Genomic DNA, 12,117 nt, shown 5'->3' with positions numbered 1-12,117 from the left:
TGGGGTGGGAGACGGGCATGTCCGACAGTTCTGAGGTGATCTTCGTCAGTCATGCCGGGCCCGACGGCCAGTGGGCGGAGTGGGTGGCATGGCATCTCCAAGAGGCCGGGTACGAGGTCGAGTTGGGCCTCTGGCACTGGCGTACCGGCGACGACTTCGTCAAGAAGATGAACGATGCCCTGGCGCGCTGCTCCGCCGTCGTCGCCCTGTTCTCACCCGCCTACTTCGCTCCGGGCCGCTACACGGAGGAGGAGTGGACCACCCCCGTCGCCCGGCGTGATCGCCTCATCCCCGTGGTGGTCGAGCCGTTGGAGGAGGACCGGCTGCCGGCCATCCTCACCCCGCGGCTGCGCAAGGACCTCCACGACCTGGAGGAGGCCGACGCCCTCGCGGCGCTCCTGGAAGCGGTACGCGGACCTGCCCTGCCCACCGGAAAACCCGACTTCCCCGGCACGCGCACCGCGAAATCGAGACCCCGGCGACGCAAGGCTCCGGCCGGCCCCCAGCCCCGTTTCCCGTCCGGCACCTCCGACCCCGCCGTGTGGGACGTGCGGCAGCGGCGGCGCAACCCGCACTTCACCGGCCGGGACGTCGTCATCGAAGAGGTACGCCGCAAACTCCTCGCCGAACGCCAGGCCGCCGTCCAGGCCCTCAACGGAACCGGCGGCATCGGCAAGACCCAGGTCGCGCTGGAGTACGTCTACCGTTTCGCCGGCCAGTACGACGTCGTCTGGTGGGTCGACGCCGAGCAGGGCGAGCAGGTCCCGGCGCGGTACGCCGAACTCGCCGCCCGCGTCGGCGTGGCCAAGCCGGACGCCGGGGTCGAGGTCAACGCGCGATACGCCATGGAGTACCTGCGCACCCACGACCGGTGGCTGATCGTCCTGGACAACGCGGAGGATCCGCAGCAGCTGCGGGCCTGGTTGCCGGAGGGGCAGGGGCATGTGCTGATCACGGCCCGCAATCCGGACTGGCGCAAGGTCGTGCCGCGACTCCAACTGGGGGTGTTCAGCCGCGCCGAGTCACTGGACTACCTCACCGCTCAGCTGCCCACCCTGAACCCCGAGCACGCCGACGCACTGGCCGACGCCCTCGGCGACCTGCCGCTGGCGCTGGCGCAGGCGGCGGGCGTGATGAGCGAGGGGATGCCGCCGGAGCAGTACCTGCGCGTGCTGGAGACGCACACCACCAAGCTTCTCGATCGCGGTGAGGTGTACGACTATCCCGCCTCGCTCGCGGCCACGGTCACCATCGCGACGGACCGCCTCGACGCCGACCATCCGGAGGCGACTGCGGTGCTGCGGCTCGCGGCCTTTCTGGGGCCCGAGCGGATTCCGACGGCTTGGCTGGTGGCGGGGCGGGCGGAGCTGGCGACGGTTGGTGGAGACCCGGACGACTTCCTGTGGCCGCAGAGCGCCCTCAATCCGCTGGCCCGGTACGGGCTGGCCGTGGTGGAGCCGGACGCGTTTCAGGTGCACCGGCTGACTCAGGCGGTGGTGCGGGACAGGGCGGGTGGAGAGGCGACGGGTGCACTGCAGGACGACGTGGCCGCTCTGCTGACCGCCATCGATCCGGGTGATCCGGATCTGCCCGAGGCATGGCCGCCATGGACGTCGCTCACGCCGCATCTGATGGCGACGCTCCACCTCATGAGTGACAGGGCGGAGCTGCGCCCGATGCTGCTGAGAGCAGCCGTGTATCTCGTACGAAGCGGTCAGGCCCAGGCTTCCCGCGACCTTGCTGTCACCCTTCACGAGGCGTGGTCCGCTTCCCTGCGCGAGGACCATCCGGACACGCTGCGCGCCGCTCAGATGGTGACATGGGGTCTGGACGGTATGCGGGCCCACGAGGAAGCTCTGCCCCTCGTCGAAGACGTCCTGGAGCGGCGCCGCAAGGTGCTGGGTGACGACGATCCGGAGACGCTCAGCTCAGCGCATGACCTCGCCGTCACCCTGGGTCACATGGGCAGACACGCCGAAGCGCACGCCATGCATGAGAACCTCATGGCGAGGCGCAGGGCGAAACTGGGCGACGATCACCCCGACACGCTCGACTCCTTTCACCATCTTGCCTGCACCCTGTACGAACTCGGTCGACCTGACGAATCCCACCCCGCATTGACGGATGTCCTGGAACGACGCCGGCGAGTGCTGGGCAGCGACCACCCCGACACACTGCGCACCACTCAAGGCATCGCCCTCGCCCTGGGCTACCTCGGGCGGTACGAGGACGCCTGCCGCGCTCTGACGGAGAACCTGGAACAACGCCGGAAAGTACTGGGCAACGACCACCCCGACACCTTCAGCTCTGCCAACTGGCTCGCCAACGCTCTGTACCACCTGGGTCGGCACCCCGAGGCGGAGCGTCTCCTGAAGTCCACGAGACTCCGCGTCCGCGAAACCCTGGGATCCGACCACCCCACGTACCAGGCCATCATCAGCAACCTCGTCATGACGCTCAAGGCCCAGGGCAAGAACCACGAAGCTCAGAAACTGACGAGGAAACGCCGCCACTGACCCCCGTCACGGATGCATCCGCGCCCCCTTAACCACCTTGTCCACCGCGTTCCTTGGCCCATACACAGCCACCCCCACCAGATCCAGCTCCCCCGTCCCCACCGCCCGCACCGCCGCCCGGTTGTCCCGATCGTTCCCCGTACCGAACAGGTCGGAGGTGAACACCGCCCGCGGCAGCGCCCGCGACAGCACACGCGTACGCGCCGCCGTCAGGACCTCCTTCGTCCCCTCGAAAACCATCACAGGCTGCCGGAACATCGGCAGGTATCCCACCCCGTCCGCGTCCTCGTACGGCTCCCCGATCACCTCGGGAACCTGCGTCCCCAGCCCACTGACCAGGAACGCGGTCACATTCAGCCGCTGCCAGGGCTCCAGGTCCTCCCTCAGCAGTACGGCGATCTTCGTGTCGAATCGGATGGGCTCGGTGCTCGTACCGCTCGTACCGCTCGTACCGCTCATGTCGCTCGTCTCGCTCATACGACGAGACTGCCGACCACCCCACAACCTCGTCTTGTACGTTCTTTGCATGGCCGCCCGGCAGGCAGTGGCGCAGGAAGTCGCGCAGGAAGTCACCGCGTGGCGCCCCCGCGTCCCGGGCGTCACCGAGGTCTTCCACGCCCACTTCACCGAGTACGCCTACCCGATGCACGTCCACGAGGCCTGGACGCTGCTGATCGTCGACGACGGCGCCGTACGCTACGACCTCGACCGGCACGAGCACGGCACCCCGCACGACACGGTGTCCCTCCTCCCGCCGCACGTCCCCCACAACGGCTCCCCCGCCACCCCGCACGGCTTCCGCAAGCGCGTGTTGTACCTGGACAGCAGTCGGCTCGACGATGACCTGATCGGCCGGGCCGTGGACTCCCCCGACCTGCGCGACCCCGTACTGCGGCTGCGGGTGGGCCAGTTGCACACCGCCCTCGCGCACCCCGGCGACGAACTGGAGGCGGACAGCAGGCTGACCCTCATCGGCGACCGGTTGCGCGCCCATCTGCGGCCCGAAGCCGTCACGGACGATGCCCCGCGGCGCGACCCCGCCCTAGCCCGCCGGCTGCGCGAGCTTCTCGACGAGCGTGTCGTACAGGGGCTCGCCCTCGACGAGGCGACCGGGCTTCTGCACGCCCATCCCGCCCATCTCGTACGGTCGTTCAGCACGGCGTACGGCATCGCCCCGCACCAGTACCTGATGTCCCGCCGTGTCGACCGCGCCCGGCGGCTGCTCCTGGAGGGTCGGTCACCGGCCGACGTGGCCACCGCGACCGGCTTCTACGACCAGGCCCATCTCTCCCGCCATTTCCGGAAGCTGGTGGGGGTGCCGCCGGGGCGCTACCGCACGAGCGCGCGCTGAGCGTCGTACCGATCGCGCGGGCGTTGGTTTCAGTCGGCCGGACGCTGGGTCAGATGAGCGAACGCGTCCAGGTTGCGCGTCGACTCGCCGCGCGCCACCCGCCACTCGTACTCCTTGCGGATCGCGGAGGCGAATCCGAGTTCCAGGAGGGTGTTGAAGGCGCCGTCGGCCGCCTCCAGGACCTGGCCGAGGAGGCGGTCGATCTCGTCGGGGGTGACGGCCGAGAGGGGGAGCTTGGCGGTGACGTAGATGTCGCCGAGCCGGTCGATGGCGTAACTCACGCCGTACAGCTTGAGGTTGCGCTCCAGGAGCCAGCGGTGGACGCCGGGCTCGTTCTCGTCGGGGTGGCGGATGACGAAGGCGTTCAGCGAGAGGGAGTGGCGGCCGATGAGGAGGGAGACCGTCGTCGACAGTTTGCGGGTGCCGGGCAGTTTGACGACGTAGTTGCCGGGGGCCGGACTCTCCCAGTCGAGTTCGGCGTCCTTCAGGGCTCCCTCGACGATCTGCGCCGCCTTCTGTGCGTCAGCCATGGTGGGAGCGTACGCGACGCCTGTAGGCCTGGGTCGCGGCCACATAGACGTCCGCCGTGGCTGCCGCCGCGGTGTCCCAGCCGAAGGACAGGGCGTGCCGGGCCGCGGCCTCGCCCATCCGGGGGGACAGGTGCGGGTCCTGGGCGAAAGCGTGCAGCACGCGCGCGTAGTCGGCCGGATTGTGGCCCTGCACCAGGAAGCCGGTGCGGCCGTCCCGGACCGCCACCGGCAGGCCGCCCACCGCTGCCGCCAGGACGGGGGTGCCGGCCGCCTGTGCCTCTATGGCCACCAGGCCGAAGGATTCGCTGTACGACGGCATGACCAGCACGGACGCCGCGCGGAACCAGTCCGCGAGCTGTTCCTGGCCGACCGGCGGGCGGAACCGTACGACATCCGCGATGCCCAGGCGGGCGGCCAGTTTCTGCAGGCCTTCGGGCTTGGCCATGCCGCTGCCGCTGGGGCCGCCGACGATCGGGACGAGGATGCGGGAGCGGAGATGGGGGTGCTCGTCCAGGAGGACGGCCACCGCGCGCAGGAGGATGTCCGGCGCCTTCAGGGGCTGGATGCGGCCCGCGAACAGGGGGATCAGGGCATCCTGGGGGAGGCCCAGGCGGGCTCGGGCGGCGGCTCGGCCGTCGGCGGGCGAGAAGCGGTCGAGGTTCACGCCGGGGTGTACTACGGCGACCTTGGCGCGGTCCGCTGCGTAGTGGCGTACGAGTTCGTCGGCCTCCTCGGCCGTGTTGGCGATGAGGCGGTCTGCGGCCGTGACGATCTGGGTCTCGCCGATGACTCGGGCGGCGGGCTCGGGGGTGTCTCCGTCGGCCAGGTTGGCGTTCTTGACCTTGGCCATCGTGTGCATGGCGTGTACCAGCGGGGCGCCCCAGCGCTGGGCGGCGAGCCAGCCGACGTGGCCGGAGAGCCAGTAGTGGGAGTGGACCAGGTCGTAGTAGCCGGGGCGGTGGCCGGCCCAGGCCTGCATCACGCCGTGGGTGAAGGCGCAGAGCTGGGCGGGGAGGTCCTCCTTGTTGAGGCCCTCGTAGGGGCCCGCGTCGACGTGCCGGACCAGGACGCCGGGGGCCAGTTCCACGGTGGGTGGGAGGCCTGTGGCGGTCGTGCGCGTGAAGATCTCGACCTCGATGTTGATCGCGGCGAGGCGCTGCGCGAGCTCGACGATGTAGACGTTCATGCCGCCGGCGTCGCCTGTGCCGGGCTGGTGGAGCGGTGAGGTGTGCACGGAGAGCATGGCGATGCGGCGGGGGCGGCGGTGCAGGCGCAGCCGGTGGGGGGTGGGCTGGGAGCGACGCCCGAGCCTGCTGATGTACTGGCTCACGTGGCGTTCCTCCTTGCTGCGGGCATGCCGGACGGAGGGTGCTCGCGCCCTCCACGGCGGTGCAACGCTGGAGGGAGGGGTTGCCATTCCTGGTGGGGCGGTTTTTGCCGAGGTATTACCGGGGGTCGCTCAACTGTTCGGGGGTGGGATGCGTTGTGCCTCCGGCGGTTGGGCGGGGGTGCCTGCGGCGGCCTGTTGCTGTTCGGTGGGGGTGCGCGTCGGGTGCCTGCGGCGGCCTGTTGCTGTTCGGTGGGGGTGCGCGTCGGGTGCCTGCGGCGCCTGTGCTGGTGGGGTGGGGGTTTGCGTAGCGCCTGCGGGTGGTGGGTGGGTCGGGGCCGTGCCGGGGGGTGTCCGTCCTCGGTCGGGCGGTGGGCGTTGCGCGGGAGGTGCCGTGTCTTGACGCCCGACTCTGCGGGCGGACACCCCCCGGCACGTCCCCTTCCCGCCGTACGCGGGTGCGGGCCGTCACGCCTGACGCCCTTACTCTCGTATGCATGACATCCCGCGCGTTCGCCCGACCTGTGGGCACCGTCACGCGTGGGACCACCAATCCCAATCGGTTGCGCCGTATGGACCGCTGGATCGCCTGCACGTATGGGGCCGAGTTGCGTCGTGCCGTCGATCCGGTTGCCGTGGATCTCGGGTACGGCGCTGCTCCCTGGACTGCGGTGGAGTTGCTCGGTCGGCTGCGGGCCGTCGCGCCCGGTGCGCGGGTGGTGGGGGTGGAGATCGAACCGGCGCGGGTCGCGGCCGCGAAGCCGTATGAGCGGGAGGGGCTCGTGTTTCGGCACGGGGGGTTCGAGATTCCTGTGGCGCAGCGGCCCCTGCTGGTGCGGGCGGCGAATGTGCTGCGGCAGTACGAGGAGGGTGAGGTCGCCGCGGTCTGGGAGCGGCTGTGTGCTCGGCTCGCGCCGGCCGATCCAGGGAGCGGGTGCCGTGGGGGGCTGCTGGTCGAGGGGACCTGTGACGAGATCGGGCGTCGGCATGTGTGGGTCGCGCTCGGGCCGGAGGGGCCTCGTACGGTGACCTTCGCGACCCGGCTGGGGTCGCTGGAGCGGCCTTCGGACCTTGCCGAGCGTCTGCCGAAGGCGCTCATCCACCGCAATGTTCCCGGCGAGCCTGTTCATGCCTTTTTGCGTGACTTCGACCGCGCCTGGGCCGCTGCCGCGCCCTATGCGTCGTACGGCGCACGTCAGCGGTGGATGAGGGCCGTGCGGGATCTCGCCGTCGACTGGCCGGTGGCGGACGGGCCGGTGCGGTGGCGGCAGGGCGAAGTGACCGTGCGGTGGGAGGCGTTGGCTCCGCGCGTCTGACTGCGCGGAATGGGGGAACGATCTCCGCGAGTCGTTCGCCACAAAGGCGGGGAGATCGTCATGACGGGGAGGGAACGGGGGGAAGCAGACCTCTGTCACTTTGCGCGCCGACATGGCACGATCCCCCGGAACGCTCGTAAGTTACTGACGGGGCATCAGTTTGGGGGCACCAGGTATGGGTTCGGGCAAGCGCGGCCTGATCACTGCGGCTGTGACCGTCGTCTGTGCGGTCACCGTGCTGGCGGCGCCAGGTACGGCGTTCGCGGCGCCCTCCCCGTCACCGAGCGCCTCCTCCCCGAGCGCCGTGTCGAACAGCGACCTTGAGGCCGTCCGCAAGCGGCTCGAGAAGCTCTACCACGCCGCTGCCGTCGCCACCGACGAGTACAACGCCGCCGAGGAGGCGGCCGAGAAGCAGTCCGCCGAGATCGTCGCGCTGGCGAAGAGCATCGTCGAAGGTCAGGAACGGCTGGCCGAGTTGAAGAAGCGGGCCGGGGCCGCGGCTGCCGCGCAGTACCGGTCCGGTGGGCTGCCCGACGAGGCGAAGCTGATGCTCAGTGACGACCCGCAGGCATTCCTCGACGGCACGGGCCGGGTGCTGCAGGGCCAGCGCGCCACCAAGGGACTGCTGGCGGAGATGACCCGCATCCAGCAGGACTTGGAGCTGTACGCCAAGGACGCCTCCGCCCAGTGGAAGAAGCTGGAGGCGGGGCGCAAGGCCAAGGCCGCCGCCCAGAAGAGGATCGAGAAGCAGATCAAGGCGGCCGAGCAGCTCGAATCCCGGCTGGAGGACGAAGAGAAGGAGCGGCTCGCTGAGTTGGAGAAGGAGGCCGCCTACAAGGCGCAGACCGCCTGGCTGGACTCCGGCATCCTGGAGGACATCAAGGGCGAGGCGTCCGAACAGGGACGCAAGGCCGTCGAGTACGCCACGGAGCAACTGGGCAAACCGTACGAATGGGGCGCCGAGGGGCCGGAGACGTACGACTGTTCCGGGCTTACGTCACAGGCGTGGGCCAGCGCCGGGACGGGGATCCCGCGGACCTCGCAGGAGCAGTGGAAGCAGCTGGAGCGCATCGACATCGAGGACATGCGCCCCGGTGACCTCATCATCTACAACGCCGACGCCAGCCATGTGGCCATGTACATCGGCGACGGCGCCATCATCCACGCCCCGCGGCCGGGGCGGACCGTGACCGTTGCGGGGGCCGGCTCGATGCCGATTCTCGGGGTGGTTCGGCCCGATGCGTGAGGATTCGCCGACCCGCGGGGCTGCTTTGACACATGAGACTTCGGGCCATCTCGTGACATCTGGGGCGTGAGCCCCGCCACGTGACCCACCCCACGTCACATCGCTCCCAAACGCCGGGGGACGTGACGTTCGTCATCCCTGGCTCCCATCCAGCCTGTCCAACTGCGGTAGGGAACGCGGCATATGACGGTGGCCGACGCCCAGGCGGCGTGGCTTACACCATTCCGTTGCGCCGCCGACTACCGCTATGGTCCCCGTCGGTGGATCGAGGTCCCTCGTTCCCACCATGCCCTCGGGGGGAGGGAAGGAACTCAAGACGATGCCCGTACCCATACCGCGGCAGAGAGCGATCCCGGCCGTGGAGAGTGGTCAGGCGCAGGCCGCGTCCACAGGCGGCGGCACCTCCCGGGAAGAGGCCCCGCGTAAGGAAGAGACGGTCGAGAACACCACCCACACCAACCTGACGCTGCTGTTGATCGAGGACGATCCCGGCGGCTCGGCGATCGTGCCCGAGCTGCTCGACTCGGCCGGCAAGCCCATCCGGGTGCGCACCGCCCGCAACCTCACCGAGGCCGAGCGGCTGCTGACCGACGACGTCCACTGCATCCTGCTGGACCTCGCGCTCTCGGCGCCCGGCCGCCTCGCCGACGACGACGAGCTGGCCGTGCTCAAGCACGTCCTGGAGCTCGCGCCCCGGCATGCCGTGCTCGCGCTCACCGCTTCCGGTGACGCCGAGCGCGGCGCTGAGGCCGTGCGCGTCGGCGCGCAGGACTACCTCTTCCGGGACGAGCTGGACGGACGACTGCTGAGCCGGGCGATCCGGTACGCCGTTGAGCGGAAACGTTCCGACACGGCCGAGCGGCGCCTCGCCGAGGGCCGGATGCGGGCGCAGGAGAACCGGCGCCTGGAGCGCGGTCTGCTGCCTACGCCGCTGCTGGAGGGCTCCTCGCTGCGGTTCGCCGCGCGGTACCGGCCGGGGCGCTCGCGTGCCCTGCTCGGTGGTGACTTCTACGACGTCGTCCGCACTGCCGACGGCACCGTGCACGCCATGATCGGTGATGTGTGCGGGCACGGGCCCGACGAGGCCGCGCTCGGTGTGGAGCTGCGGATCGCCTGGCGGGCGCTGACGCTGGCGGGACTGTGCGGGGACGCTCTGCTGGGCACGCTCCAGCAGGTCCTCGAGCACGAGCGGGCCGACGACGAGATCTTCGCGACCCTGTGCACGGTGGACATCGCGCCGGACGGCCGACGGGCGGGGCTGTGCCTGGCAGGGCATCCGTCGCCGCTGCTGGCCCGGCCCGGGCGGCCCGCGCAGTTGTTGCCGTACGACAACAACGGGCCGGCGCTCGGGCTGCTGCCCGGGGCTCGGTGGCCGCGGATGGAGGTCAAGCTGGGCGCGGAGTGGAGCCTGATGCTGTACACCGACGGCTTGATCGAGGGCCGTGTCGGTGAGGGCCGGGAACGACTCGGCCAGGACGGCATGGTGGAGATGGTGCGCCGGCAGATCGACGAGGGGTTGCGCGGGGAGGCGCTGCTGCGGGCCTCGGTCAATGAGGTTCGGGACCTCAATGGCGGGGAGCTGACGGACGACGTGGCGGTGCTGTTGCTGGATCGGGCGGTTTGAGTGCTGCTGGGCTGCGGGGCTGCGGGGTTTAGCGCTGCTGGGCCGGGAGCTTGGCGCCGCTCGACCGGGAGGCTTGGCGCTGCTGTACCGGGCGGTTTGAGCGGGACTCGCCGTTGCGGGACAGCCCCTCGCCGCTGAGGGCAGGGGCGTAAGCCCGCGTGCTTATCTGCCGCCGTTCCACGGGCCGTACGGGCCGTCGCTGCTCGAACCCCGTCGGCTCCGGCCACCGCCCGGAAGACCCTTGATCGCGGGGCGTACGTCGACCATGTACACGATCGTCGCGATGAGGCCGATGATCGGCAGGAACGACAGGATGTTGAAGATCAGGTTCACGATGAAGGCGAGCCCGAGGATGATCAGCCAGAACGGCTTGGTCTTCTTGTCGGCCGCGCGGTAAGCGTCCTCGCGGCGCGTGGCGGCGTCGATCAGCGCGAAGCCGCTGAAAAGGATCAGGCCCATGCTCAGCAGCCACATGAACCCCGCGAAGCCCTGCATCAGCACAACGTCCACCACCCGATTCGGCTCGTACCTACGCGGTCACCGTACCCGCAACCGCGGACCCACTACCCGAACAACGGGCCGAGCACTGGGTAAGTGCCCGGCCCGTCCTCAACCGCTCTTCTTCACTCGTCCGTGTTACTTGGCGGGCGGAGTCGTCTTCTTGGCGGTGGTCTTGCGGGTCGTGGTCTTCTTGGCGGCGGGCTTCTTCGCCGCCGCGGCCTCCGCGGACTGGGTCTCGGCGGGCTTGGCCTCGGCCTTGTCCTCCTTGACCTCGACCGGCTCGGCGTTCGGCTCGACGGCGACCGCGAGCTCCTCGATCTCCTCGGCGGCCTCGCCGCGCCAGGTCTTCACGGCCTGCTCGCCGTGCTCGGCGACCTTCTCGTAGGTCTCGCGGGCCTTGACGGCGTACTCGGCGGCGACGCCGACGGTGCGCAGCGCGAGGTCCTGGGCGCTCTCGCCGAACTTCTTCAGGTCGGCGTCGATGCTGCTGCCGAACTTCTTGAAGTCCGCGTCCAGGTTGCTGCCGAACTTCTTGATGTCGGCGTCCAGGCTGCCGATGAACTCGTTGACCTTGGCCTGGAGGGTCTCCTGCGCCCCCTTGGCCTTGGCGCCGGCCTCCTTGGCGCGGGCGGTGGCCTTCTCCTGGACGGCCTTGGGGTCGGTGTTGCGAACGGCCTCGATCCGGGCCGGCGCCTCGGCGCGCAGCTGGTCCACCAGGCCGGGCACCTTCTTGGCCTGCTGGAGAGCCAGGTCCGCGGTGCCGGCGGCGAAGTAGAAGGGGGTCGGGTCGCTGAAGGTCTTACGCAGGTCGTCGGTGATGGCCATGGTGATGGTCCTCCCGGGTTGCTTCGAGGTGAGGGTTTTGGGTCCCGCGGTCGGCCTGCCGGTGCGCGTGGTCAGCCGGCCGACTGCTGGGGGTCGTTCGGGTTCTCCGGGTCGGCGTCGTTGCCGTCGGACGTACGGGTGGTGCGGGGCTTGCGGGTCGTACGAGGCGTGCCGTTCGCACGGGTCGTGCGGGTACGGCGCGCGGCGGGCTTGCGGCCTACGGCGGTGTCGTCGCCCTGAGCGTCCGTCGCGCCGTCGGGGTGGCCGTCGCCCGAGGCGGCCTCGGCCGGATCGACGGCTTGCACCGCCTCGACAGCGTCTGCTGCCGAGGCGGCCTCGACCACCTCGGCAGCCTCACCCGCCTCGGGGGATATCCCGAACCCGTTCTCCTTGCGGAAGGATTCGTAGATCTGGAGCAGCACCTGCTTCTGCCGCTCGTTCAGCGTGGGATCGGCGAGGATGACGGCACGCGTCTCCACCTCGTCCCGGTCCCGCTCGGCGTCGAGGATTCCGGCCCGGACGTACAGCGTCTCGGCGGAGATCCGCAGCGCCTTGGCGACCTGCTGCAACACCTCCGCGCTCGGCTTGCGCAGCCCGCGCTCGATCTGGCTCAGATACGGATTGGACACCCCCGCGGCATCGGCGAGTTGCCGCAGTGACAGCTGCGCGTTGCGCCGCTGGTCACGCAGATACTCACCGAGATTGCCGACGTTGAGCGATGCCATGCCTCCACCTTGCCCCACTCTCGCTAACTATTGCAAGCACCCGCTTGCAAAAGTGCGCCACGCCACGTGACGGGGACTCTGTGACTTCACGCGATAGGTGTCACTTTCCAGCGATTCTTGTCACCAGTGGTCCCGCACATGTCAGGCGGGCAACCG

The 12,117-nt window shown here is 70.0% G+C and carries 11 protein-coding genes; 5 read left to right on the top strand and 6 right to left on the bottom strand.

Features of this window, described 5'->3' with window-relative positions; genetic code table 11:
- The first annotated feature begins 17 nt into the window (after positions 1–17).
- Positions 18–2,516, top strand: a complete 2,499-nt coding sequence (fxsT, locus tag ACTMVF_RS27750; protein WP_441273829.1) for an FxSxx-COOH system tetratricopeptide repeat protein — start codon at positions 18–20, stop codon at positions 2,514–2,516.
- Between the two features lie 6 nt (positions 2,517–2,522).
- Here fxsT and ACTMVF_RS27745 read toward each other — a convergent pair whose 3' ends face one another.
- Positions 2,523–2,993, bottom strand: coding sequence for a DUF2000 family protein (locus tag ACTMVF_RS27745; RefSeq protein ID WP_441273828.1), 471 nt, complete (start codon positions 2,991–2,993; stop codon positions 2,523–2,525).
- A gap of 49 nt (positions 2,994–3,042) precedes the next feature.
- On the opposite strand from ACTMVF_RS27745, the gene ACTMVF_RS27740 reads away from it, so the two are divergent.
- Positions 3,043–3,867 carry an AraC family transcriptional regulator gene (locus tag ACTMVF_RS27740; RefSeq protein ID WP_441273827.1) on the top strand — a complete coding sequence of 275 codons (825 nt, stop codon included), beginning with the start codon at positions 3,043–3,045 and terminating at the stop codon, positions 3,865–3,867.
- A gap of 29 nt (positions 3,868–3,896) precedes the next feature.
- On the opposite strand, the gene ACTMVF_RS27735 is transcribed toward ACTMVF_RS27740, so the two are convergent.
- Positions 3,897–4,397, bottom strand: coding sequence for a YbjN domain-containing protein (locus ACTMVF_RS27735; protein WP_441273826.1), 501 nt, complete (start codon positions 4,395–4,397; stop codon positions 3,897–3,899).
- Positions 4,390–5,727 (bottom strand): D-inositol-3-phosphate glycosyltransferase, encoded by a 1,338-nt coding sequence (gene mshA, locus ACTMVF_RS27730; RefSeq protein ID WP_441273825.1) that lies wholly within the window; start codon positions 5,725–5,727, stop codon positions 4,390–4,392. Before mshA ends, ACTMVF_RS27735 begins: the two co-directional genes overlap by 8 nt.
- 494 nt (positions 5,728–6,221) lie before the next feature.
- On the opposite strand from mshA, the gene ACTMVF_RS27725 reads away from it, so the two are divergent.
- The 3 genes from ACTMVF_RS27725 (at position 6,222) to ACTMVF_RS27715 (ending at position 9,910) form a co-directional block, all read left to right on the top strand.
- Positions 6,222–7,040: a class I SAM-dependent methyltransferase gene (locus tag ACTMVF_RS27725; protein ID WP_441273824.1), complete on the top strand. Its 819-nt coding sequence runs from the start codon at positions 6,222–6,224 to the stop codon at positions 7,038–7,040.
- Positions 7,041–7,215: 175 nt separating this feature from the next.
- Positions 7,216–8,286: an NlpC/P60 family protein gene (locus ACTMVF_RS27720; protein ID WP_441273823.1), complete on the top strand. Its 1,071-nt coding sequence runs from the start codon at positions 7,216–7,218 to the stop codon at positions 8,284–8,286.
- 319 nt (positions 8,287–8,605) lie between these two features.
- Positions 8,606–9,910 (top strand): PP2C family protein-serine/threonine phosphatase, encoded by a 1,305-nt coding sequence (locus tag ACTMVF_RS27715; RefSeq protein ID WP_441273822.1) that lies wholly within the window; start codon positions 8,606–8,608, stop codon positions 9,908–9,910.
- 162 nt (positions 9,911–10,072) lie between these two features.
- Here the strand turns inward: ACTMVF_RS27715 and ACTMVF_RS27710 are convergent, their stop codons facing one another.
- From ACTMVF_RS27710 to ACTMVF_RS27700, 3 genes are all read right to left on the bottom strand, one after another.
- The gene (locus ACTMVF_RS27710) at positions 10,073–10,405 is read right to left on the bottom strand and encodes a DUF2516 family protein (RefSeq protein ID WP_302003709.1); all 333 of its coding nucleotides are present in this window, start codon (positions 10,403–10,405) and stop codon (positions 10,073–10,075) included.
- Between the two features lie 141 nt (positions 10,406–10,546).
- A complete protein-coding gene (locus ACTMVF_RS27705; RefSeq protein ID WP_441273821.1) occupies positions 10,547–11,236 on the bottom strand; it encodes a hypothetical protein in 690 nt (229 codons plus the stop codon).
- A 71-nt stretch (positions 11,237–11,307) separates the two neighbouring features.
- On the bottom strand, positions 11,308–11,961 hold the full coding sequence (locus ACTMVF_RS27700; RefSeq protein WP_441273820.1) for a helix-turn-helix domain-containing protein: 654 nt from the start codon (positions 11,959–11,961) through the stop codon (positions 11,308–11,310).
- Positions 11,962–12,117: the final 156 nt, after the last annotated feature.

The sequence above is a fragment of the Streptomyces sp. SD31 genome (assembly GCF_052068475.1).
Taxonomy (GTDB): domain Bacteria; phylum Actinomycetota; class Actinomycetes; order Streptomycetales; family Streptomycetaceae; genus Streptomyces.
The sequence above is the reverse complement of the archived record's forward strand: the minus strand, read 5'-3'. Positions and strand labels throughout refer to the sequence as shown.